The organism is Muricoccus radiodurans (assembly GCF_050154705.1).
GTDB classification, from domain to species: domain Bacteria; phylum Pseudomonadota; class Alphaproteobacteria; order Acetobacterales; family Acetobacteraceae; genus Roseomonas; species Roseomonas radiodurans.
In genome coordinates this window covers 979,778-1,002,848 of the sequence record NZ_CP189561.1, presented here as the reverse complement: position 1 = coordinate 1,002,848, position 23,071 = coordinate 979,778, and the positions used below count along the sequence as shown (strand labels likewise).

The following is a 23,071-nucleotide window of genomic DNA, read 5'->3' as shown; positions in this document are numbered from 1 at the left end:
GGAGTCGATGCCGGGAGCGAAGCGCGGGCGGCCGCCCGGCGTCAACCGTGACCGTAGAGTGCTTCTGGGTCGGCCAGGACCGGCTCGAGCGGCACCACGTCCCCGGCCTGCAGGCCCCAGGAGAAACAGGAGCGCCGGCCGGTATGGCAGGCCACTCCGACCTGCTCCACCACGGCCAGCAGGGCGTCGCCGTCGCAGTCCAGGCGCAGGTGCAACAGGTGCTGTACCTGGCCGGAGGTCTCTCCCTTCCGCCAGAGCGCGTTGCGGGATCGGCTGAAGTAGGTCACGCGGCCGGTAGCCAGCGTCTCCTCCACCGCTTCCCGGTTCATCCAGGCGAGCATGAGCACCTCCCGGCTGTCATGCGCCTGGGCGATGGCGGCGACGAGCCCCTTTGCGTCCGGGCGCAGCGCAGCGAGGAAGGCGGCGCGGGCCTCCGGGGAGGGAGCCTGCCAGGGCGGCAGGTGGGCGGGGCGGATGGGCGCTTCGGGCATGCGACCCTATATAGCGCGGGCAGGGCAATCCGACCCTGCTGGGGTAAGGGCATGGGCGAGGGTCATTCGCACGACGCGCTGCATCACGCCGAGGAGGCCTGCGCCCGCCGCGGCGTGCAGCTGACGCCGCTGCGCCGCCGTGTCCTGGAATTGGTGCTGGAGGCCGGGCAGCCCATCGGCGCCTACGCGCTGCTCGACCGGCTGCGCGACGGCCGGCCCGGCGCCGCGCCGCCCACGGTCTACCGCGCTCTCGACTTCCTGCTGGAACAGGGGCTCATCCATAAGGTGGAGCGGCTGAACGCCTTCCTGCCCTGCATCGAGGCCGGGCACGGCCATGACCACGACCACCCCCACCAATTCCTGATCTGCCAGCGCTGCGGCCGGACCGCCGAGCTCTCGGATGACGGCGTGGCAGCGGCGGTCACGGCGGCCGCCCGATCCGCCGGCTTTCAGCCCTCCAGGGCCACGGTGGAGGTGGAGGGGACCTGCGGGGAGTGCGCGGCCGCGAGGTGAAATCTTCTCGCGACTTGAGAACCATTCCCATTCCGGGTGAAACTGCGGCAATGTTCGGGAGAGGCTTCCGAATCGGATAGAGGCGCGGCCGATGGGGCCGGCGCCGGGAGAGCGCGCATGAACACGACCCGACGTTCCGTCCTGGCCGGTGGCGCGGCCGCGGCCCTGGCCGCCACCCTGCCCGGCGGGGCCTCTGCCCAGCCGGCGCTGATCCGCAAGCCGATCCCTTCTTCCGGGGAGATGATCCCGATCGTCGGCCTCGGCACCGCCCGCCGCTACGAGAACGCGCAGGCCGCGGACATGGACCCGCTGCGCGACACCATCCGTCGCTTCGCTGAACTCGGCGGCACGGGGATCGACACCTCGCCCACCTACGGCACGGCCGAGCGGACGATGGGAACGCTGATCTCGGAGCTCGGCGTGCGGGACAAGTTGTTCCTCTGCACGAAGGTCGCGGTGGACAACAAGGAGCAGGGGGTCGCCCAGATCGAGCAGTGCTTCCGCAACTTGCGGACGGACAAGATTGACCTGATCGCCGTGCACAACCTGCGGGACACCGCGAACGGTCTCGCGACGCTGCGGGACCTGAAGGCCGCCGGGCGCATCCGCTACTACGGCATGACCACCTCCTTCGACCGGCAGTATGAGGAGTTCGAGGCGGTGATGCGGCGCGAGCAGATGGACTCCATCCAGATCGACTACGCGCTGGACAATCGCAACGCGGCGGACCGGATCATCCCGCTGGCGAAGGATCGGGGCATGGCGGTGTTCCTGAACCTCCCCTTCGGTCGCGGAAGCGTCTTCCGCGCGACCCAGGGTAAGCCGCTGCCGGATTGGGCCACGGAGATCGACTGCACGACCTGGGCGCAGTTCATGCTCAAGTATGTCGTGTCCCACGACGCGGTGACCGCCGCGATGCCGGGCATGGCGCAGGCCCAGTACGTGGACGACAACCTCAAGGCCGCCCAGGGCCGCCTGCCCGATGCGGCGATGCGCCGGCGGATGGAGCGGTTCATCGATGGCCTCTGACGCCGCCGCGCCGGCGCCCGCCTCTCCCGGAGGGGGGCTGCGCCGGCTGGTGGACCTCCGTCCGGGGGAGGGGGCGGCGGTCGCCTGGGCCTGGATCTTTGTCTTCTCGATCTTTCTGTCCTATTCGGTGATGCGGCCCATTCGGGACGAGCTGGGCGTCGCGGGCGGAGTGCGGAACCTGCCCTGGCTCTTCACCGGCACGCTGGTCGCGATGCTGGCGGTGCAGCCCCTCTACGCCATGCTCGTCCGCCGCCTGCCGCGGGAGCGGTTCATCGCCATCACCTACCGCTTTTTCATGGCGAACATCCTGGTCTTCCTGCTGCTGCTGGAGTTCTCCAGCCCCGCGCAGCACGTCTGGATCGGGCGGGCCTTCTTCATCTGGGTGTCGGTCTTCAATCTCTTCGTCGTCTCGGTTTTCTGGTCCTTCGTCGTGGACCTCTTCGACACCGATCAGGGGAAACGGCTGTTCGGGCTCATGGCGGCGGGGGCGACGGTCGGCGCGATTGCCGGGGCCAGCATCACCTCCGGGCTGGTCCAGGTGATCGGGCAGAACTGGCTGCTCGTCGTCTCCATCGTGCTGCTGGAAGTGGGCGTGCTGGCGGTCCGGCGCCTTGCCCGCATCGGCGCCGTGTTCCAGCGCCCCATGGAACGGGAGAAGGCTGAGCAAGCGGTCGGGGGCGGGGTCCTGACGGGGCTGACGCACACGCTTCGCTCGCCCTACCTGCTCGCGATCGCGGCGTTCATCCTGCTGTACTCGATCACCTCCACCTTCCTCTACACGCAGCAAGCGATCGCGGCCGAGGGTATCCCGAACCGGGCGGAGCGCACGGCCTTCTTCGCGAACATCGATCTTGCGGTGAATGTCCTCACCCTCGTGTTCCAGCTCTTCCTGACAGGGTGGCTGATGGGAGCGCTGGGGGTGGCGGTGACGCTCTCGGCCCTGCCGCTGTTCAGCGTGCTGGGCTTCGCGGCGCTGGCGGCGGTGCCATCCGTGGCGGTGCTGGTGGCCGTGCAGGTGTCACGCCGCGTCAGCAACTTCGCCCTGGCGCGCCCGACGCGAGAGGTGCTGTTCACCTCTCTTCCGCGCGAGGACAAGTACAAGTCGAAGAACTTCATCGACACGGTGGTCTACCGCACCGGCGATCAGGTGGGGATCTGGACAGCCTCCGCCATCACGTGGGCAGGACTCGGCATGGCCGGCGTGGCGCTCTGGGCGGTGCCGATCTCGGTCGTCTGGCTGGGCGTCAGCATCTGGCTCGGGCGGCGGCAGGAACAGACCGCCCGGGCGGCTCCGGCGGCCGGCCGGGCCTGACCCGCCCGGCGCCCCGTCTGGAGTAGATCGCCCGGGGGGCTTCAGCGCCCGCGGGCGTGAAGCTGCTGGCGGCCGGTCAGTGCGGCAGGGCGTCGAGCCCCGCCGCGAGGTCGGCGATGAGGTCGGAGGGGTCCTCCAGCCCGACATGCAGCCGCACCGCCGGCCCGCCCAGCGCCGGGTCCTTGGCCGTGCGCGTGATGGACTGGGAGGTGACGAGCGCGAGGCTCTCATAGCCGCCCCAGGAGGCACCGATGCCGAAGAGGCTCAGCCCGTCCACCAGCCGCTCCGCGTCCGCCTCGATGTAGCGGGGCTGCAGGACGAAGCCGAAGAGGCTGCAGGGCGCCGCGAAGTCGCGGGCGTAGAGCGCGTGCTGGGGATGCGAGGGCAGGGCCGGATGAAGGACCCGCAGCACCTCCGGCCGGCTCTCCAGCCAGCGCGCCACGACGAGCCCGTTCTCCGCCTGCTGCTTCAGCCGCACCGGCAGGGTCCGAAGGCCGCGGAGGCAGAGCCAGGCGTCGTCCGGGCTGGCGAACTGGCCGAGCTGCGACGAGGCGCCCCGGACAATCGTCGAATCCTCCGGCGAGTTCACCGTCACGCTGCCGAGCAGCACGTCGGAGTGGCCGCCCGCATACTTCGTCAACGCCTGGATGGAGACGTCCACGCCGTGCTGGAAGGGCTGGAAGTTGTGGAAGCCCCAGGTGTTGTCCATCAGCACCTTCGCCCCGGCCGCATGGGCCGCGCGGGCGAGGGCCGGGATGTCCTGCACCTCGAAGGTGTGGCTGCCCGGGCTCTCGGTATAGACCACCTTCGTGTTCGGCCGGATCAGGGCGCGCATCTCGGCCTCGTCCACCACGGGGTCGTAGAAGGTCGTCTCGATCCCGAAGCCCTTCATCAGCCCATCCGCCAGGTTGCGCGCGGGGCCGTAGACGCTGTCCGGCATCAGGCAGTGGTCGCCGGCCTTCAGATAGGCCAGCAGCGGAACCATGACGGCCGCGAGGCCCGTCCCGACGATCAGGGCGCGGGTGCCTCCCTCGATCTCGGCGATCATGTCCTCCAGCATGTAATGGGTGGGGCCGCCCTGGGTCCCGTAGGTCATCACCTGGTCGAAGCGGTGCTTCGCCGCGTCCCTGCGACCCTCACAGGTCTCAAAGAGGACGGTGGAGCCGCGATGGACGGGCGGGTTGACGAAACCCGGCGACTTCGCCCCGGCGCGCCCGTGGTGGGACATGCGGGTGGAGAAGCCGAGCGGCTTCGTCCCGCGCCCCGCGTGATCGTCCGGCATCAGGCGGCGTCCTTTGTGCTCTTCGGTGTTTCGGGGCGCAGCGCCCATTCGGTCCAGGACCCGTCATAGACGGCCCCTTCCGGCAGCCCAGCCTCCACGAGGCCGAGCGCCAGGATGCAGGCGGTCACGCCCGACCCGCAGGACAGGATGACCGGTCTTTCGCCATCGACGCCGGCGCGGGTGAAGCGTTCGCGCAGAGCCTCGGGCGGCAGGAAAGTGCCATCGGGGGCGAGCAGTTCGGGGGAGGGGATGTTGGCCGCGCCCGGCATGTGCCCGGACGGCAGGCCGGCCCGCGGCTCCGGCGCCGTGCCGTCGAAGCGCCCCTTGGCGCGTGCGTCGAGAATCAGCGCCTCGCCCCCGCCCTGGCGGACGATACGCTTGATGTCGCCGATGCCGCGGACCCGGTCGGCGCGGAAGTCCGGCACGAAGGTGGCGGCGGAGGAGGGGGCCGCCTCGCCCGTCTCGATCGGCCGGCCCTCGCGCTTCCACTTCGGCAGGCCGCCATCGAGCACCCAGGCCGCCTCATGCCCCATCAGCCGCATCATCCACCACCCGCGCGCGGCGGAGCGGAGGCCGTGTTGGTCATAGAAGACCACGCGGCTGCTGTTGGAGATGCCGAGCGCCCCGACGAGCTTCGCGAAGCGCGCGGGGGTCGGGATCATGTGGGGCAGGTCGGTGTCGGGATCGGCGATCGTGTCGATGTCGAAGATGCGCGCGCCGGGGATGTGGCCGGCCGCGAAGCCCGTGAACTTGTCGCCCGGCTCGTTGGGCAGGAAGATCGTGCAGTCCAGCACCACCAGATCCGGCTTACCGAGCTCTCCGGCCAGCCATTCGGTCGAGACGAGCTGGCTCATGGCGCGTCCCCCGCCAGCACGATATGGATGCGCCGGTTCTGCTTGCCCTTGCTTTCCATCTTGATCACCTCCACCCGGCCGATCTCGCCGGTGCGGCGGACATGGGTGCCGCCGCAGGGTTGCAGGTCCACCGGCGCACCCTCCGGCCCGATGCGGACGAGGCGGACCATCCCCGATCCGCGCGGTGGCTGGACCGAGAGCGTGCGGACAAGGCCGGGGTTGGCGTCGAGCTCGGCGTCGGTGATCCAGCGCTCGCCCAGCTCGTGGTCCGCCGCGATGAGCTCGTTCAGCCGCTCCGTCACCCATTCCTTGGCGGGCGGATCGGGCAGGTCGAAGTCCAGGCGGGACTTCTCGGCGCCGATCTGGTTCCCGGTGGCATAGATGCCCGGCATGGCGGCGCAGAGCAGGTGCAGGGTGGTGTGCATCCGCATGTGGCGGAGCCGCCGCGCCCAGTCGAGCGTCGCCGTGACCTTCGCCCCAACAGGTGGGCGCGGTGCCCCTGGTGCGAGCATGTGGAGGGCGCTGCCATCCGGTGCCTTCACCGTGTCGGTCACAGGGGCCTCCTGCCCCTCCCACCGGAGCGTGCCGGTGTCGCCGGGCTGGCCGCCGGCGCGGGGGTAGAAGACGCTGCGGTCGAGGATGACCCCCGCCTCGTCGGAGGCCACCACGACGGCGGCATTGCTCTCCGCGTAGGCGTCGGCGCGGAAGAGAGGATCGGTCTGCATCGTCAGCTCCACTCCGCGCGGAGGCGGGCCTGGTTCACTTGGAGCCAGAGAAGGGAGATCACCGCCGGCGCATTCCGCAGCCGGTTGTCGTTCGCCATGGCAAAGGCCTCGGCGGCGTCCATCACCACCACTGTCGTCTCCTCATTCTCGGAGACGAGGCCGTTCGAGCTGCCGGTCACTCCGTCCAGGGACACTTCGACGACGTGGCAGTGGATGCGCTCGTCCGCGCCGCCCTGGATGGTCATGAAGGTGCCGATCTTGGCAACGCGGCCGGCGGTCAGGCCGGTCTCCTCCGTCAGCTCGCGGCGGGCGCATTCCACGGGGTTCTCGTCGGGTTCCAGGAGGCCGGCGGGGCATTCGGTCATCAGCGGCTCCTCTCCGGCGGCCAGGGCCGGGAGCCGGAACTGCTCGATCAGCGCGACTCGGTCCGTGACGGGGTCCCAGGGAAGGATGATCACGCCCTGTCCGCGGCGCCACAGCTCCCAGGTGAGGGTGCCGGAGAGGCTGCCATCCCGCTTTCGGTAGCGGAAGCGCACCCGCTGGACGGGGAAACGCCCGTCCCAGACCGTCTCCTCGGACTCCGGGACGTAAAGCGGGTGGGCGGGGATGGGGCGCAGCTTCGTGGGCCGGGTGCTCAAGGGGATCGGCCCGTCATGGTCTGGCTTTCATGGGCGGCGGACCCTAGCCTTGCGTCAAAGCGCCGTCCACATGATCTCCCCCGCCGAACCGACGTCCCCCGCCGGCCCCGCCGCGCGACCCGATCCCGTGCGCGCCGCACGTCTGCGGGCGGTCGCCTTCGTCGTCGGATCGGCCGGAACCTTCGCGTTGGCGGCCGCGGCGGTGAAGGCACTCGGCGGGTCGGTGCCGCTGCCCGAAGCCGTGCTCTTCCGGAACCTCTTCGCGCTGCCGCCGCTGCTGTTTCTGGCGGCCTGGACGGTGCCCGGCGGGCTGCGCGCGGCGCTGCGCACCCGCCATCCCAGGCTGCACCTGGAACGGCTGTTCAGCGGGCTGGCCGGCATGTTCGGCTCCTTCTACGGCTACGTGCACCTGCCGCTGGCGACGGTCACCGCGCTGAACTTCACCATGCCGCTCTTCCTCACGGCGCTCTCGGTCCTGGTGCTCGGGGAAAAGGTGGACCGGCGGCGGCTCGCGGTCGTGGTCGCCGGCTTCGTCGGCGTGCTCATCATGCTGCGACCGGGCGGGGAGGGGCTGCATCTCGGCGCGGCCCTCGCGGTGCTGGGGGCCGCCTTCGGGTGGGCGCTGGCCATGCTGTCCATCCGGCGAATGGGGCAGTCCGGAGAGTCGGGCACCACCATCGTGCTCTGGTTCACGATCGGGGCCGCGGTTGTCTCCGGCGCGCTCTCCGTGCCGGTCTGGGTCTGGCCTGGGCCGACGGGGTGGTTCTGGTTGGCCGTAACAGGCATCGTCTCTGTCGCCGCGCAGTTGATGATGACGGCGGCCTACCGGTCAGCGGACAGTACGCTGCTCGCGCCGTTCGAGTACACGGCCATCCTCTGGACCACGGCGATGGGCGTGCTGCTGTGGGATGAGGTGCCTGACCTCTGGGACCTCGTGGGCTTCGCAGTCCTGGTCAGTGCCGGGCTGGCGATGTGGCGGCTGGAGCTCCGCAAGGGACCGGGGGCCTGACCCGTGGGTCAGAACCACTTGGCGAACCAGATTCGATCATGTCCGGCGGGCCGGCCCCGAAGGCGGCCGATCTCCTGGTAGCCCTGCTTCGCGTAGAAGTCCGGCGCCTGCCATGTGCTGGTCGTCAGGTGCACGCCGACGGCCCCGCGGTCCCGTGCAGCCTTCTCCGCAATGGCCAGCAGGCGCGCGCCATGGCCCTGTCCACGCAAGGCCTCATCCACCCAGAAATGGTCCACGTGCAGCCAGTCCAGGCCGTATTCTGCCCGAATCCCGCCCCGGACGGCACCGCTCGAATCCTTCAGGATCAAGGTGATGGGCAGCGGTCCTTCCTTCAGCCGCAAGCTCTCGCGGAGATGAGTGGTGAGGCCCGCTGTCACCTGCTCCGCCTCGGACGGCTCAGGGCCGGCGGTGAACTCGATCCGCAGTGCGTGATCCGGCCCCACGTCGATCGACGTCACGTCGCTTCCCGCCTGATCGCCTCGGCCAGGGCGTGCGCCTCGGCGGCGGCCTGGCCGCGCGGGGCGGATTCGACGGCACCCAAGCCTTCGGCGAAGGCGGCGGCGAAGGCGGTGCGGTTGCCGAAAGGAGAGGGCAGCATCGGCAGGCCACGCTCCTTCAGCGTCGCCGCCACCTGCTCGGCGGCGCGGCCCTGGGCGGGAACGCGGTTGAGCATGAGGGCCACGGGCCGACGCTCGGCCGCGGCCACCTCCAGCGTGCCCTCCATCGCCCAGAGGTCGGCGACGGAAGGCTGGAGGGGGATGAGGACCAAATTCGCGGCCCGCATCGCGATGCGGCTGTCCGTATCGGCGTGCGGCGGGGTGTCCAGGATGATGAAGTCGGCCTCCTTGCGCAGGCGATCGACCGATTGCGGCACGCGCCACCCGGAGGGGCTCTCGAAGGAAAGCGGCAGGGCCGTTTCGGGGCGCAGCCCGTGCCAGCGGGTCAGGGTCCCCTGCGGGTCCGTGTCCAGCAGGGCGGCACGCGCCCCCGAGGCGGCCAGCGCCACCGCGAGGTTCGCCGCCACGGTGGATTTGCCCGCCCCGCCCTTGCGCTGCGCCACCGCCACCACGAAGGCCATCGCTGCCCCCTGCCGATTCGCGATCACTCTAACGCCCGCTCGGCCGAAGGTCGCGGCGCACCTCTCTGCGACAACCGTACGGTGGCCTAGGTTGCCCCGCATGGACACTGACCGCTGGCCGCTGGAACTGCTCACCCCCGCCGCCATGGCGCGGGCCGATGCCGCGTCGGCAACCTGCGGCGTACCGGTCGCCCGCTTGATGGAGGCGGCCGGCGGCGCCGTCGCCCGGGCCGTGATGCGGCACTTCCGGCCGTGTCGGACCGTTGTACTCGTCGGGCCGGGCAACAACGGGGGTGACGGCTACGTCGCCGCCCGCCGATTGCAGGAAGCGGGCTGGCCGGTGGCGGTGGCCGTGCTGTCCCCGCCCCGGGGAGGGGCGGCGGTCGCGGCCGCGGCGCGCTGGCGTGGGCCCGTCGTTCCTCTCGACGCGAGCGAGACGGCGCGCGCGGGTCTTGTCGTGGATGCGCTCCTCGGCGCGGCACCGACCCGTCCCCTGGACACGCCCGTCGTGGACGCGCTTCGCGCCGCGGGGGGGGCGATCCTGGCCGTGGATGTGCCCAGCGGGTTGGACGGGGCCAACGGCCAGGCACTGGGTGAGGTGGTCCCGGCCGCGGTGACCGTGACCTTTGCCCGGCCGAAGCCTGGGCACCTTCTGCTCCCGGGCCGCGGCCTCTGCGGGGTGACCCTGCTGGCCGACATCGGCCTTCCCGAAGCGGCGGTCGCGGCCGGGCTCGCGGGGGACGAGCCACGGACGTTCCGGAACGCGCCGGGGCTCTGGTCGCTCCCGTCCTTGGTGGTGGAGGGGCACAAATATGGGCGCGGCCACGTTGTGGTCGCCGGCGGAGCGATGCCGGGGGCGGCACGGCTCGCGGCCGCCGCGGCGCGGCGGGCCGGCGCCGGGTTGGTGACCCTGGCCGCGACGGAAGCATTCGCCGCCACGGCTTTCCGGGCGGGTGAACCGGGTGCGATCGTGGCCGACCCGCCCGCTGCGCCGCTGCTGGGAGACCAGCGGCGCGGTGTCTGGGTGGTCGGGCCCGGCCTTGCGCCCGACGAGCCCACCCGGACCCTTTTGCGCGGAGCCATTGCCGCTGGCCGGCAGGTGGTGGCGGATGCCGGCGCGCTGGGCGCCTGTACCGGTGACCCGGAGGCGCTGCGCGGCGTGGCCATGGTGACGCCGCACGCCGGCGAGTTCGCGCGCCTCTTCGGCGGGCCGGGTCCGGACCGACTGGCCGCCGCCCGGGACGCCGCCGTGCGGATCGGGGCCGTGGTGGTGCTGAAAGGGCCGGACACGGTCATCGCCGCACCAGACGGTCGGGCCGCGATCAATCACAACGCCCCGCCCAGCCTCGCCACCGCGGGCACGGGCGACGTCCTCGCCGGGATCGCCGGCGGGCTTCTCGCCCAGGGGATGCCGCCCTTCGACGCCGCCTGTGCCGCGGTCTGGCTCCAGGGGGCCGCCGCCCCGCCCGGCCCCGGCACCATCGCGGAGGACGTGGTGCAGGGCCTTCCCGGCGCCCTGGCCGCGGCTCGTAACGGAACCCGGCGCCCAGCGCTTGGAAAGCGCCCGTCGTTGCGCTAAGGCCCGCGGCTTCGGCGCCGCCGGCTGGGCGGGCGTGGTGGAACTGGCAGACACGCTGGATTTAGGTTCCAGTGGCGCAAGCCGTGGGGGTTCAAATCCCTCCGCCCGCACCACCCGCAGCGGTGCCGCAGGGATTGGATCTGGGACTGACCGACATGCAGGTGAACGAGCTCTCGGCCGAGGGGCTGAAGCGCGCCTATTCCGTGACCGTGCCCGCCGCCGACATGGGTGCGGCGCGCGACAAGCGGCTGGGGGCTCTGGCGAAGGACCTTCGGATCCCCGGGTTCCGCCCGGGCAAGGTGCCGATGTCCGTTGTTAAGGGTCGCTACGGCACCGCCGTGATGGGCGAGGTGCTCGAGGAGCGCGTGCAGGAGGCGACCCGCCAGATTGTCACCGACCGGGGCATCCGCCCGGCGCTCCAGCCGAAGGTCGAGGTGGTGAACTTCGCTGATGGCGCCGACCTGGAGTTCCGCATCGACGTGGAGGTCCTGCCGGAGATCCCGATGCCGGACTTCTCGGGGATCGAGGTGGAACGCCCGCGCGCCGAGCCCTCGGACGAGGAGATCCAGAAGGCGCTGGAGGGCATCGCCGCCCGGAACGCGAAGCTGGAGGACGTGACCGAGGACCGCCCAGCCGCCACAGGTGACGTGGTGGTGGCGGACTTCACCGGCCGCCTGGTGGAGGGTGAGGGCGACGACCGGACGGTGGGCGAGCCCTTCCCCGGCGGCAGTGCCAAGGACATGCCGATCGACGTCGGCGGGGCCGGATTCATCCCTGGCTTCACCGAGGGGCTGGAGGGCATCCGCGTCGGCGAGACGCGCCACCTGCGCGTGAGCTTCCCCGAGGGCTATGGCAATGCCGAGCTGGCCGGGAAGCCGGCCGAGTTCGAGGTCACGGCCAAGGCGCTCAAGGTCCGGGCCGCCGCGCCGGTGGACGACGAGTTCGCCAAGTCCCTTGGCCTGGAGAGCGTCGAGAAGCTGCGGGAGGAGGTGAAGGTCTCCATCCAGCGCGAGTATGACGGGCTCGCCCGGTTGAAGGTGAAGCGCGCCCTGCTCGACCGGCTCTCCGAGCAGGCCGACTTCGCCGTGCCGGAGGGCATGGTCGGGGCCGAGTTCGACCAGATCTGGCAGCGGGTCGAGGCCGACATGAAGGCCGGCCGCCTGGACGCGGACGATGCCGGCAAGGACGAGGAGACGCTGAAGGCCGAGTACCGGCGGATCGCCGAGCGCCGCATCCGGCTGGGCCTGCTGCTCTCCGAGATCGGGCGGACGAACAACATCCAGGTCCCGCAGGACGAGATCGCCCAGGCCATGCGGAACGAGGCGTCCCGCTATCCCGGCCAGGAGCGCCAGGTTCTGGAGTTCTTCCAGAAGAACCCCCAGGCCATCGAGAACCTCCGCGCCCCTCTCTTCGAGGAGAAGGTCGTGGATTTCATGCTGGAACTCGCCAAGGTGACGGACACCACCGTCTCGCCGGCGGACCTCCAGGCCGCCTGAAACACCGGCCCCGCCCCCCTTTCCCCGGGGGGCGGGGTGCCCCATCTTCTCACCATCAGATTGCCGGCGAGGGGAGCCGGAGGGTCGCGTCGCGGCGGGGGCCGGGGCGGGCCATCCGGCCGGCACCATCGGGACGCGCCTCTCCGCCGGCGGAGAAGGACCCAGAATCATGTCTCGCGCAGTCTTCGTGGATCGCGACCCGGTCGACGTCTACAACAACTCCCTCGTCCCCATGGTCGTGGAGCAGACGGCGCGCGGGGAGCGAGCCTTCGACATCTATTCGCGCCTGTTGAAGGAGCGGATCATCTTCCTCACGGGCCAGGTCTTCGACCAGGTCTCCTCGCTCATCTGCGCCCAGCTTCTGTTCCTCGAGAGCGAGAACCCGAACAAGGACATCGCCTTCTACATCAACTCTCCAGGCGGCGTGGTCTCGGCCGGCCTCGCGATGTACGACACGATGCAGTACATCCGATCCCCTGTCTCGACCGTCTGCCTCGGCATGGCGGCCTCCATGGGCTCCCTGCTGCTGACGGCCGGGGAGAAGGGCAAGCGCTTCGCCCTGCCGAACTCCCGGATCATGGTCCACCAGCCTTCCGGCGGTGCCCAGGGTCAGGCGACGGACATCGAGATCCAGGCGCGGGAGATCCTCGACCTGCGCAAGCGCCTGAACCAGATCTATGTCCACCACACCGGCCAGCCGGTCGAGGAGATCGAGCGGAAGCTGGAGCGGGACACTTACATGTCCGCGGAGGAGGCCCAGGCCTTCGGGCTGATCGACCAGGTCGTGGTGAAGCTGCCCTCCGGGGCCGGCGTGGCCACGCCGGCGGTCGAGGCGCCGAAGATCTGACCGGGCCCAGCCCATCCGATCCGTTCCGGCCCGCCCCTTGCAGGGCGGCCGGGATGGGCCATTCCCTTCACGGTCCCGTTCCCCCTCCGACTCTTTCCCCAGGGGGGGAGGGGGGCTATTCTGACCCGACGTCCTCGGCCAAGCTTTCCCGTTCTACAGGGTGGCCCGGCCAGGGCGAGGAGCGCGCATGAGCAAGTCCGGCGAGTCCAAGAACACCCTGTACTGCTCGTTCTGCGGCAAGTCGCAGCACGAGGTCCGCAAGCTCATCGCCGGACCGACCGTGTTCATCTGCGACGAATGCGTCGAGCTGTGCATGGACATCATCCGCGAGGAGCACAAGACGCACCTCGTGAAGTCCCGCGACGGGGTGCCCACCCCGAAGGAGATCTGCAAGGTCCTCGATGACTACGTCATCGGGCAGGAGCACGCGAAGAAGGTGCTCTCGGTGGCCGTGCACAACCACTACAAGCGGCTGGCCCATGGCGGGAAGTCGGGCGAGGTGGAGATCGCCAAGTCCAACATCATGCTGGTCGGCCCTACCGGTTCCGGCAAGACGCTGCTGGCGCAGACCCTGGCCCGCATCCTCGACGTTCCCTTCACCATGGCGGACGCGACGACGCTGACCGAGGCCGGCTACGTCGGCGAGGATGTCGAGAACATCATCCTGAAGCTGCTCCAGGCCGCGGACTACAACGTGGAGCGGGCGCAGCGCGGCATCGTCTACATCGACGAGGTCGACAAGATCAGCCGCAAGTCGGACAACCCCTCGATCACCCGCGACGTGAGCGGCGAGGGCGTCCAGCAGGCGTTGCTCAAGATCATGGAGGGCACGGTCGCCTCCGTCCCGCCCCAGGGCGGCCGGAAGCACCCCCAGCAGGAGTTCCTGCAGGTCGATACCTCCAATATCCTCTTCATCTGCGGCGGCGCTTTCGCCGGGCTGGAGAAGATCATCGCGGCCCGTGGCAAGGGCTCGGGGATCGGTTTCGGGGCCGAGGTCCGGGCGCCGGAGGAGCGCCGGACCGGCGCCATCCTGCGCGAGGTGGAGCCCGAGGACCTGCTGAAGTTCGGCCTGATCCCGGAGTTCATCGGACGCCTGCCGGTCGTGGCGACGCTGGAGGACCTCGACGAGAAGGCGCTGATCGAGATCCTGACGAAGCCGAAGAACGCCCTGCTGAAGCAGTACCAGCGCCTGTTCGAGATGGAGGGGACGAAGCTCACCTTCACCGAGGACGCGCTGAAGTCCGTCGCGACCCGTGCCATCCAGCGCAAGACCGGCGCCCGTGGTCTCCGCTCCATCATGGAGGGCATCCTGCTCTCCACCATGTTCGACCTGCCCGGCCTGGACGAGGTGGACGAGGTGGTGGTGAACAAGGAGGTCGCCGAGGCGAGGGCGCAGCCGCTGTTCATCTACGGTGAACGACCTCAGGAGCAGACTAGCGCCTGACGGCTCCGTCCGGCGCGCAACCTCGCGCCGGGCGCGTTTCCTGCATGTCACCTGCCCGGCCGGGCAGGGGCCCCGCCATTGTGGGGTCTCCCGCCCGGTCCCACATAGGGCACATCCCCGTGGCGAGGGGACCGTGCCCGATCGGGGCGGCCCCGGCGCCGGCTGTCCAAGCGAGGTCCAAATGGCGGATAAAGGTTCCCCCGAACTGGTTCGCGGCGAGGCGCTTCCCGTCCTGCCGCTGCGCGATATCGTCGTCTTCCCCCACATGATCGTCCCGCTTTTCGTCGGGCGCGAGAAGAGCGTGCGAGCGCTCGAATCCATCATGCGGGACGACAAGCAGATCCTCCTCCTGGCGCAGCGCAACGCGTCCCAGGACGATCCGGAGGCCGCCGACCTCTTTGACGTCGGCACCGTCTCCACCGTGCTCCAGCTGCTGAAGCTGCCGGACGGCACCGTGAAGGTGCTTGTCGAGGGTGGCCGGCGCGCCCGCGTCTCCGCATGGAAGGAGACCGGCACGCATTTCGAGGCCTTCGCCGAGACGATCGAGGAGGAGACCCCGGACCCGCGTGAGGTGGAGGCGCTCAGCCGCTCCGTCGTCGGGCAGTTCGAGGGCTACATCAAGCTCAACAAGAAGATCGCGCCGGAGGTGCTCGTCTCGATCAACCAGATCGAGGAGCCGGCGAAGCTCGCCGACACGGTGGCCGCCCACCTGAACCTCAAAATCGCCGAGAAGCAGGAGCTCCTGGAGACGGTCGGCGTGACCGCCCGGCTGGAGCGGGTCTTCGCCCACATGGAGAGCGAGATCGGCGTCCTGCAGGTGGAGAAGCGCATCCGGAACCGCGTGAAGCGGCAGATGGAGAAGACGCAGCGCGAGTACTACCTGAATGAGCAGATGAAGGCCATTCAGAAGGAGCTCGGCGAGGGCGAGGAAGGCAAGGACGAGGCGGCGGAGCTGGAGGCCAAGATCAAGGCCACCAAGCTGTCTCCCGAGGCCCGCGACAAGGCGATGGGCGAGCTGAAGAAGCTGCGCGGCATGTCGCCGATGTCGGCCGAGGCGACGGTCGTCCGCAACTACCTCGACTGGATGCTCTCCATCCCCTGGAAGAAGCGCACCACCGTGCGCATCGACCTGAAGGCCGCCCAGGAGGTGCTGGACGCCGACCACTACGGGCTGGAGAAGGTCAAGGAGCGGATCATCGAGTACCTGGCCGTCCAGAGTCGGTCGAAGAAGCTGCGCGGCCCGATCCTGTGCCTCGTCGGCCCGCCCGGCGTCGGCAAGACCTCGCTCGGCAAGTCGATCGCCAAGGCGGTGAACCGCAACTTCGTGCGCATGTCGCTCGGCGGCGTGCGGGACGAGGCGGAGGTGCGCGGCCACCGGCGGACCTACATCGGCTCCATGCCCGGCAAGGTCATCCAGGGCATGAAGAAGGCGAAGTCCTCCAACCCGCTCTTCCTGCTGGACGAGATCGACAAGCTCGGCGCCGACTGGCGCGGGGACCCGTCCTCCGCCCTGCTGGAGGTGCTGGACCCCGAGCAGAACGGCACCTTCAACGACCACTACCTCGAGGTGGACTACGACCTGTCCGACGTGATGTTCATCACGACGGCCAACAGCCTGCGCATGCCCCAGCCGCTGCTGGACCGCATGGAGATCATCCGCATCCCCGGCTACACCGAGGATGAGAAGATCGGCATCGCGCGCCGTCACCTGATCTCCAAGGTGACGGAGGCGAACGGGCTGAAGGCGGGCGAGTGGAGCGTGACGGACGAGGCCGTGCGCGACCTCGTGCGCTACTACACCCGCGAGGCCGGCGTGCGGAACCTGGAGCGCGAGATCGGTGGACTGGCCCGGAAGGCCGTGCGCGAGATCGTCTCCGGCGGCGCGAAGACGGTGGAGATCACCGCCGAGAACCTCGGCAAGTATGCCGGCGTGCGGAAGTTCCGCTACGGCGAGGCCGAGGCCGAGGACATGGTGGGCGCCGTGACCGGCCTCGCCTGGACCGAGGTTGGTGGCGAGATCCTGACGATCGAGTCGGTGCTGCTGCCCGGCAAGGGCGCGATCAAGCACACCGGCAAGCTCGGCGACGTCATGCAGGAGAGCGTCTCGGCGGCCGTGTCCTATGTCCGCAGCCGCTCGACGGCCTTCGGCATCAAGCCGACGGTCTTCGAGAAGCGGGACATCCACGTCCACGTGCCGGAAGGCGCGACGCCGAAGGACGGTCCTTCGGCCGGAATCGCGATGGCGACGTCCATCGTGTCCATCCTGACCGGTATCCCGGTCCGGCGGGACGTGGCGATGACGGGCGAGATCACGCTGCGCGGGCGAGTGCTCCCGATTGGCGGTCTGAAGGAGAAGCTGCTGGCGGCGCTTCGCGCCGGCGTGGCCACGGTCTTCATCCCGAAGGAGAACGAGAAGGACCTGGCCGACATCCCGGAGAGCGTGACGAAGGCGCTGAAGGTCATTCCCGTCTCCCATGTGGACGAGGTGATCGCCCAGGCCCTGGTTCGCCGCCCGGAGCCGATCGACTGGACCGAGCCGGAGGAGGTTCCGCCGGTGAAGCCCGCGGCTGGCGATCCGGCGCCCGCGCTGCCGCACTGAGCGGCACGAGGGGTCAGGAGTAGGGAAGGGGCCGGCGGATTCGCCGGCCCCTTTTCCGTTCCGACGCGGCGTGGTGAGGTGGTGCCGCCGGAGGGCGCTTAGCTCAGCGGTAGAGCGCCTCGTTTACACCGAGGATGCCGGGGGTTCGAATCCCTCAGCGCCCATTCCAGGCTTCTGCTCCGAGTTGCACCCTCAATCCGGCGGCGCCTAGATTGCGCCGGGTGTCGGGCACGGGCCCGTCGTCGGACAGGGACGAGGCGTCGATGCGAATACCCCTCATCCTGCTCCCGGCAACCGTGCTCCTCGCCCTTGGCAGCTGTGCGGATGGCAACTCCGAGGCAGACGCGGCGCGGAGCGGCGTCGAGCCGCTGACCCGATGCGACGCGCCACTCGGCACGCTCGCCGTGGATGATGGCCGGCAGGCCGACTGGTGGCGCCCCTACGCCCAGCGGACGGAGGTCACGTCGATCGACCCGGTCCTGCGCTGGATGGTGCAGCGCTCGAACTGCTTCACCATCACCGCCATGGGAGATGGGCGACCGGGCGGACCACGCCGTGGCGCACCCCCACGCCGGTCATCCGCGGGCCGCGATCGTAGGCCAACCACGGACTACTTCCTCGAACCGGCGATCCACCTCTCCGCCCCTGGACTCGCGGCCGGGGATTGGTCGGGGGCAGGGCTGCGGCCGAGCGACTCAGCAGGGCCGCCCTCCGCCACCGCGACCTTCGTGCTTTTCGACGTGCGCAGCGGGCTCCAGGTGGCCGCGCCCGAGGCCTCGAGCCCGGACGTGCGCCCCCCGGCGCTGCAGGCCTCTCTCGATGGTGCTCCGGCCGGCCTGCTGGACGAACATCTCCGGAGTCCAGCGGGCCGCGCAGCCGTCGCGGCGTTCATCAGCGCCTTCAATCGACTCGCCGCCTCCGTGCGGACGCTGCGGGAGACCCGCCCGCGGCCGGGAGTGGGGTCTTCGCGCTGATCTTCGGAACCACCTGCCGCCACGTTCTTGACAGGTCAGTCCCCACCTCATAAACGCCCCCCACGTCGCGAGCGGGTGTAGCTCAGTTGGTTAGAGCGCCGGCCTGTCACGCCGGAGGTCGCGGGTTCGAGCCCCGTCACTCGCGCCACGCGACGTTGAAGCGCCGCCCAGATGGGCGGCGTTTTTCGTTCGGGACCTGACCCCGATGAAGCTTAACTCGGCGTTATGTGCCTGTTTTATAGGCCGACCCTTCGTGGCGGCACTATGGCGGGCCGCCGAGAAACACTATATGGCGCTTCACGTTGCGTTGCGGCATGACGGTGCGGGGACGCACGGTCGCCGGGGCGCCCGGGATGCATCGAGGGCAGCATGACCCAGCCGATACTGGCCAATTACTTCCCGATCCTGGTGTTCCTGGCCATCGCGGCCGCGATCAGCATCGCGATGGTGGGCGGTTCGGTGCTCGCCGCCCGGCAGAAGCCGGATCCGGAGAAGCTTTCCACTTACGAGTGCGGATTCGAGCCCTTCGATGACACGCGGCGACGTTTCGACGTGCGATTCTATCTTGTCGCCATCCTGTTCATCATCTTCGACCTGGAGGTCGCCTTCCTCTTTCCCTGGGCCGTGTCGCTCGGTGGAATCGGTTGGGTCGGGTTCCTCTCGATGATGGGCTTCCTGGGCGTTCTGACGGTGGGCTTCGTGTACGAGTGGCGCAAGGGCGCGCTGGACTGGGAATGAGGCGCGCGGCAACGCGCGGAACATGCGCGGCAACGCGCAGAGGATGATGCGATGAGCGGTGTCAACGACACGGTCGCCTGGAACCGGGACCACCTGCCGCCGGGCCCGGCGCAGGACGCGGTGATCAACGCCGTGACCGGCGAGATGGAAGAGAAGGGCTACGTCGTCGCCACGCTGGACAAGCTGGTGAACTGGGCTCGAACGGGTAGCCTCTGGCCCATGACCTTCGGCCTGGCCTGCTGCGCCGTGCCGATGATCCATGCCTACATGGCCCGTTACGACCTGGACCGCTTCGGCGTGATCCCGCGTGGGTCGCCCCGGCAATCGGACGTGATGATCGTGGCCGGCACCCTCACCAACAAGATGGCCCCGGCGCTGCGCCGCGTGTACGACCAGATGAGCGAGCCGCGATGGGTCATCTCCATGGGCTCCTGCGCCAATGGCGGCGGCTACTACCACTACTCCTACAGCGTGGTGCGTGGCTGCGACCGGATCGTGCCGGTCGATGTCTATGTTCCCGGCTGCCCGCCGACCGCAGAGGCGCTGGTGTACGGGATCCTGCAGCTTCAGAAGAAGATCCGCCGGACGGGGACGATCCTCCGTGGCTGACCTTTCCGCCCTGGGCGATGCCGTTGCCGCGGCCCTGCCGCAATCCGTCGGCGCCGTGGTGCGTGTGGTCCGCGGCGCCGAGCTGGTGGTCCGCATTCCCCGCGCCGCCGTCCTGAACACCATGGCCCTGCTGCGGAGCGATCCTCGCTTCGCCTTCGAGCAGTGCATGGACATCTGTGGCGTGGACTGGCCAGAGCGCACCGAGCGCTTCGAGGTGGTGTGGAACCTCCTCTCCCTCACGCACAACCATCGCGTCCGCGTGATCACGACCACGGATGCGGAGCACCCGGTCCCCAGCGTCTCTTCCATCTGGCCCACGGCCACCTGGTTCGAGCGTGAGGCGTGGGACCTCTACGGCATCGCCTTCGAAGGGCAGTCCGACCTGCGCCGGATCCTGACGGATTACGGGTTCCAAGGTCACCCGCTGCGGAAGGATTTCCCGCTGACCGGACATGTCGAGGTCCGCTATGATCCGGAGCGCCGTGAGGTGGTCTACGAGCCGGTCAAGCTGCAGCAGGATTTCCGGAACTTCGACTTCCTCTCCCCGTGGGAAGGCATGACGACGCTACCGGGTGACGAGAAGGTCCACCTCAACCGGATCGCGGCGCCGGAGAAGAGCGCATGAGCATCACGACGACCGAGGCTGTCGCCCAGGCCGCGCCGGAGACCGGGACGCGGCGCGTGGAGGTTGACAGCCACACCATCAACTTCGGCCCGCAGCACCCGGCGGCCCATGGCGTGCTGCGCCTCATCCTCGAGATGAAAGGTGAGGTGGTGGAGCGTGCCGACCCGCATATCGGTTTGCTGCATCGCGGCACCGAGAAGCTGATCGAGTACAAGACATACATCCAGGCGATGCCGTATTTCGACCGGCTCGACTACGTTTCGCCGATGTGCATGGAGCACGTCTTCGCGCTGGCGCAGGAGCGGCTGCTCGGCATCGAGGTGCCGGAGCGGGCGAAGTACATCCGCACGCTCTTCGCCGAGATTACCCGGATCGCGAACCATCTCCTGAACATCACGACCTATGCGCTGGATTGTGGCGCCATCACGCCGAGCCTCTGGGGCTTCGAGCAGCGCGAATACCTGCTCGAGTTCTACGATGCGGTCGGGGGCAGCCATTACCATGTGAACTACTTCCGTGCGGGCGGCGTTGCGCGGGACCTGCCGGCAGGGCTGACGGATCGGATCCGCGCCTGGGCGAACCAGTTCCCGAAGTTCATCGACGAGCTGCACGGGCTTCTGACCGACAATCGGATCTTCAAGCAACGCACCGTCGACATCGGCGTGATGACGGCCGAGGAGGCGATGGCCTGGGGCTTCTCCGGCCCCTGCCTGCGCGCCTCCGGCCTGGCCTGGGACCTGCGCCGCCAGCAGCCCTATGACATGTATGACCGGATGGAGTTCGAGATCCCGGTCGGCCGCCACGGCGACTGCTACGACCGCTACCTCGTTCGCATGGCCGAGATGCGGGAGAGCCTGAAGATCATTCACCAGTGCCTGGACCAGATGCCGGCCGGTCCGGTGAAGGTGGACGACAACAAGATCGCACCGCCCAAGCGAGGCGAGATGAAGCGCTCGATGGAGGCGCTGATTCACCACTTCAAGCTCTACACCGAGGGCTATCACGTGCCCGCGGGCGAGACCTACACGGCCGTCGAGGCCCCGAAGGGCGAGTTCGGCGTCTACCTCATCGCCGATGGGACCAATCGTCCCTATCGCTGCAAGATCCGGGCGCCGGGTTTCGCGCATCTCCAGGCCATGGAGGCGCTCTCCAAGGGGCACATGCTGGCGGATGCGGTGGCCGTGATCGGCAGCCTGGACATCGTCTTCGGGGAGATCGACCGGTGACCACCGAAGGACCGATCGACCACCTGGACCCGAACCGCGGCAACGCGCGGGAGGAGCCGGACCACTTCGCATTCGACGAGGAGAGCGAGGTGCAGATCGCCAAGATCCTCGCCCGCTATCCCGAGGCGAAGAAGGCGTCCGGCACCATCCCGCTGCTCTACGTCGTGCAGAAGCAGATGGGTCGCCAGACCGGCAGCGCCTGGGTGCCACGCGTCGCGATGGATGCGGTTGCCAACCGGCTTGGGATGGCGCCGATCCGCGTCTACGAGGTCGCGACCTTCTACTTCATGTTCAACACCAAGCCGATCGGGCGGTTCCACCTCCAGGTCTGCGGCACGACGCCCTGCATGCTGCGCGGGTCTGACGACGTGCTGCGCGCCTGCAAGGATGCCGGGCACCTGAAGGGCTACGGCGACACCTCGGCCGACGGGCTGTTCACGCTGACCGAGGTGGAATGCCTCGGCGCCTGCGTGAACGCGCCGATCCTGCAGGTGGATGACGACTATTACGAGGACCTGGACTACGACCGGACGGTGCAGCTGATCGAGTCGCTGCGGCGGGGCGAGCGCCCGAAGCCCGGCAGCACGATCGGCCGCCAGACGAGCGCGCCGGAGGGCGGGCCGCTGACGCTGGTCGATCTTCCGGTCAGGAGCTGACGCGATGGCCCTTTCCGACAAGGACCGCATCTTCACGAACCTCTATGGCGTTCAGGAGCCCTGGCTCCCGGCGGCGCGCAAACGCGGCAATTGGGACGGCACGGGCGGGTTGATCGCCAAGGGTCGCGACTGGATCATCGAGGAGGTGAAGCAGTCCGGCCTGCGCGGCCGCGGCGGCGCCGGCTTTCCGACGGGCCTGAAGTGGTCCTTCATGCCGAAATCCAATCCGGACGGGCGTCCTTCCTATCTTGTCGTGAACTCCGACGAGTCGGAGCCCGGGACCTGCAAGGACCGCGACATCCTGCGCCACGATCCGCACACGCTGATCGAGGGCTGCCTTCTCGCCGCCGTCGCGATGAACGCCAGCGCCGGCTATATCTACGTGCGCGGCGAGTATTACAACGAGCACCTGATCCTGCAGGCCGCCATCGACGAGGCCTACGCCGAGGGGCTGCTCGGGAAGAACGCGGCGGGCTCCGGCTACGACTTCGACCTCTACGTCCATCGCGGGGCAGGGGCCTATATCTGCGGCGAGGAGACGGCCCTCATTGAGTCGCTCGAGGGCAAGAAGGGTATGCCCCGACTGAAGCCGCCTTTCCCGGCGGCAGTCGGCCTCTATGGCTGTCCCACCACGGTGAACAACGTCGAGACGATCGCGGTGGTGCCGGAGATCCTGCGCCGCGGCGCGTCCTGGTTCGCCGGCTTCGGGCGGCCGAAGAACTCCGGCACGAAGATCTTCTGCATCCAGGGCCACGTGAACAAGCCCTGCAACGTGGAGGAGGAGATGAGCATCCCGATGCGGGAGCTCATCGAACGCCATGCGGGAGGCGTGCGCGGCGGCTGGGACAACCTGCTCTGCGTCATTCCCGGCGGCTCCTCCACGCCGCTGCTGCCGAAGAGCATCTGCGACGACGTGCTGATGGACTTCGACGCGCTGCGGGAGCACAAGACCGGCCTTGGCACGGCGGGGGTGATCGTGATGGACAAGTCCACCGACCTCATCCGCGCCATCGCCCGCCTGTCCGCCTTCTACAAGCATGAGAGCTGCGGCCAGTGCACGCCCTGCCGCGAGGGCATGGGCTGGGTACACCGGGTCATGCAGCGCATGGTCGAGGGCCGCGCGGAGGTCGAGGAGATCGACGTGCTGGAGGATGTCACCCGCCGCATCGAGGGGCACACGATCTGCGCCCTGGCCGACGGCGGCGTCTGGCCGGTGCAGGGGTTGATCCGCCACTTCCGGCCCATGATGGAGGACCGGATCGCCGCCTATAAGGCGAAGAGGAACGTGCCGGGTTTGCCGGTCGCCCCGCTTCCGATGGCGGCGGAGTAACGCCATGAGCGACGTGA

Annotated in this window: 23 protein-coding genes and 3 tRNA genes; 19 read left to right on the top strand and 7 right to left on the bottom strand. The window is 69.3% G+C overall.

Annotated features, from left to right (window positions below):
• Window positions 1-41 precede the first annotated feature (41 nt).
• Complete coding sequence (gene hisI, locus ACP6CK_RS04910) at window positions 42-491, bottom strand: phosphoribosyl-AMP cyclohydrolase (RefSeq protein WP_426957763.1); 450 nt, start codon at window positions 489-491, stop codon at window positions 42-44.
• A 51-nt stretch (window positions 492-542) separates the two neighbouring features.
• On the opposite strand from hisI, the gene ACP6CK_RS04905 reads away from it, so the two are divergent.
• The 3 genes from ACP6CK_RS04905 (at window position 543) to ACP6CK_RS04895 (ending at window position 3,345) form a co-directional block, all read left to right on the top strand.
• Window positions 543-1,004, top strand: coding sequence for a transcriptional repressor (locus ACP6CK_RS04905; RefSeq protein ID WP_426957762.1), 462 nt, complete (start codon window positions 543-545; stop codon window positions 1,002-1,004).
• A 117-nt stretch (window positions 1,005-1,121) separates the two neighbouring features.
• On the top strand, window positions 1,122-2,033 hold the full coding sequence (locus tag ACP6CK_RS04900) for an aldo/keto reductase (RefSeq protein ID WP_426957761.1): 912 nt from the start codon (window positions 1,122-1,124) through the stop codon (window positions 2,031-2,033).
• A complete protein-coding gene (locus ACP6CK_RS04895) occupies window positions 2,023-3,345 on the top strand; it encodes an NTP/NDP exchange transporter (protein WP_426957760.1) in 1,323 nt (440 codons plus the stop codon). The genes ACP6CK_RS04900 and ACP6CK_RS04895 overlap by 11 nt, the downstream gene beginning before the upstream one ends.
• A 76-nt stretch (window positions 3,346-3,421) precedes the next feature.
• On the opposite strand, the gene metC is transcribed toward ACP6CK_RS04895, so the two are convergent.
• The 4 genes from metC to ACP6CK_RS04875 are packed head-to-tail and all read right to left on the bottom strand — an operon-like array spanning window position 3,422 to window position 6,844.
• Entirely contained in the window at window positions 3,422-4,627 is a 1,206-nt protein-coding gene (gene metC / locus ACP6CK_RS04890) for a cystathionine beta-lyase (RefSeq protein WP_426957759.1), read from the bottom strand.
• Entirely contained in the window at window positions 4,627-5,481 is an 855-nt protein-coding gene (locus tag ACP6CK_RS04885; protein ID WP_426957758.1) for a sulfurtransferase, read from the bottom strand. The genes metC and ACP6CK_RS04885 overlap by 1 nt, the downstream gene beginning before the upstream one ends.
• Window positions 5,478-6,206: an alanyl-tRNA editing protein gene (locus tag ACP6CK_RS04880; protein ID WP_426957757.1), complete on the bottom strand. Its 729-nt coding sequence runs from the start codon at window positions 6,204-6,206 to the stop codon at window positions 5,478-5,480. The genes ACP6CK_RS04885 and ACP6CK_RS04880 overlap by 4 nt, the downstream gene beginning before the upstream one ends.
• Window positions 6,207-6,208: 2 nt before the next feature.
• The gene (locus tag ACP6CK_RS04875) at window positions 6,209-6,844 is read right to left on the bottom strand and encodes an NUDIX domain-containing protein (RefSeq protein ID WP_426957756.1); all 636 of its coding nucleotides are present in this window, start codon (window positions 6,842-6,844) and stop codon (window positions 6,209-6,211) included.
• Between the two features lie 49 nt (window positions 6,845-6,893).
• Between ACP6CK_RS04875 and ACP6CK_RS04870 the strand changes: the two genes are divergently transcribed.
• On the top strand, window positions 6,894-7,853 hold the full coding sequence (locus tag ACP6CK_RS04870; protein WP_426957755.1) for a DMT family transporter: 960 nt from the start codon (window positions 6,894-6,896) through the stop codon (window positions 7,851-7,853).
• An 8-nt stretch (window positions 7,854-7,861) separates the two neighbouring features.
• Here the strand turns inward: ACP6CK_RS04870 and ACP6CK_RS04865 are convergent, their stop codons facing one another.
• Window positions 7,862-8,311: a GNAT family N-acetyltransferase gene (locus ACP6CK_RS04865; protein WP_426957754.1), complete on the bottom strand. Its 450-nt coding sequence runs from the start codon at window positions 8,309-8,311 to the stop codon at window positions 7,862-7,864.
• Complete coding sequence (parA, locus tag ACP6CK_RS04860) at window positions 8,308-8,931, bottom strand: ParA family partition ATPase (RefSeq protein ID WP_426957753.1); 624 nt, start codon at window positions 8,929-8,931, stop codon at window positions 8,308-8,310. Before parA ends, ACP6CK_RS04865 begins: the two co-directional genes overlap by 4 nt.
• A 100-nt stretch (window positions 8,932-9,031) precedes the next feature.
• Between parA and ACP6CK_RS04855 the strand changes: the two genes are divergently transcribed.
• From ACP6CK_RS04855 to nuoF, 15 genes are all read left to right on the top strand, one after another.
• Window positions 9,032-10,510, top strand: coding sequence for an NAD(P)H-hydrate dehydratase (locus tag ACP6CK_RS04855; RefSeq protein WP_426957752.1), 1,479 nt, complete (start codon window positions 9,032-9,034; stop codon window positions 10,508-10,510).
• 28 nt (window positions 10,511-10,538) lie between these two features.
• Window positions 10,539-10,623: transfer RNA gene (locus ACP6CK_RS04850), tRNA-Leu, on the top strand.
• Between the two features lie 42 nt (window positions 10,624-10,665).
• A complete protein-coding gene (gene tig, locus ACP6CK_RS04845; protein ID WP_426957751.1) occupies window positions 10,666-12,006 on the top strand; it encodes a trigger factor in 1,341 nt (446 codons plus the stop codon).
• Window positions 12,007-12,175: 169 nt separating this feature from the next.
• Complete coding sequence (gene clpP / locus ACP6CK_RS04840; RefSeq protein ID WP_426957750.1) at window positions 12,176-12,853, top strand: ATP-dependent Clp endopeptidase proteolytic subunit ClpP; 678 nt, start codon at window positions 12,176-12,178, stop codon at window positions 12,851-12,853.
• A 187-nt stretch (window positions 12,854-13,040) separates the two neighbouring features.
• Window positions 13,041-14,297, top strand: a complete 1,257-nt coding sequence (gene clpX, locus ACP6CK_RS04835) for an ATP-dependent Clp protease ATP-binding subunit ClpX (RefSeq protein ID WP_426957749.1) — start codon at window positions 13,041-13,043, stop codon at window positions 14,295-14,297.
• Between the two features lie 181 nt (window positions 14,298-14,478).
• Window positions 14,479-16,896, top strand: coding sequence for an endopeptidase La (gene lon, locus ACP6CK_RS04830; protein WP_426957748.1), 2,418 nt, complete (start codon window positions 14,479-14,481; stop codon window positions 16,894-16,896).
• 92 nt (window positions 16,897-16,988) lie between these two features.
• Window positions 16,989-17,060: transfer RNA gene (locus ACP6CK_RS04825), tRNA-Val, on the top strand.
• A gap of 99 nt (window positions 17,061-17,159) precedes the next feature.
• The gene (locus ACP6CK_RS04820; RefSeq protein WP_426957747.1) at window positions 17,160-17,870 is read left to right on the top strand and encodes a hypothetical protein; all 711 of its coding nucleotides are present in this window, start codon (window positions 17,160-17,162) and stop codon (window positions 17,868-17,870) included.
• Window positions 17,871-17,941: 71 nt separating this feature from the next.
• Window positions 17,942-18,018 (top strand) — tRNA-Asp (locus ACP6CK_RS04815).
• A gap of 221 nt (window positions 18,019-18,239) precedes the next feature.
• The gene (locus ACP6CK_RS04810; protein WP_426957746.1) at window positions 18,240-18,608 is read left to right on the top strand and encodes an NADH-quinone oxidoreductase subunit A; all 369 of its coding nucleotides are present in this window, start codon (window positions 18,240-18,242) and stop codon (window positions 18,606-18,608) included.
• Between the two features lie 51 nt (window positions 18,609-18,659).
• Entirely contained in the window at window positions 18,660-19,217 is a 558-nt protein-coding gene (locus tag ACP6CK_RS04805) for a NuoB/complex I 20 kDa subunit family protein (protein ID WP_426957745.1), read from the top strand.
• A gap of 34 nt (window positions 19,218-19,251) precedes the next feature.
• Window positions 19,252-19,842, top strand: a complete 591-nt coding sequence (locus tag ACP6CK_RS04800; RefSeq protein ID WP_426959873.1) for an NADH-quinone oxidoreductase subunit C — start codon at window positions 19,252-19,254, stop codon at window positions 19,840-19,842.
• Window positions 19,839-21,068, top strand: coding sequence for an NADH-quinone oxidoreductase subunit D (locus ACP6CK_RS04795; protein WP_426957744.1), 1,230 nt, complete (start codon window positions 19,839-19,841; stop codon window positions 21,066-21,068). The genes ACP6CK_RS04800 and ACP6CK_RS04795 overlap by 4 nt, the downstream gene beginning before the upstream one ends.
• A complete protein-coding gene (locus ACP6CK_RS04790; RefSeq protein WP_426957743.1) occupies window positions 21,065-21,724 on the top strand; it encodes a complex I 24 kDa subunit family protein in 660 nt (219 codons plus the stop codon). The genes ACP6CK_RS04795 and ACP6CK_RS04790 overlap by 4 nt, the downstream gene beginning before the upstream one ends.
• A gap of 4 nt (window positions 21,725-21,728) precedes the next feature.
• Window positions 21,729-23,054, top strand: a complete 1,326-nt coding sequence (gene nuoF / locus ACP6CK_RS04785; protein WP_426957742.1) for an NADH-quinone oxidoreductase subunit NuoF — start codon at window positions 21,729-21,731, stop codon at window positions 23,052-23,054.
• The last annotated feature ends 17 nt before the right edge of the window (window positions 23,055-23,071 follow it).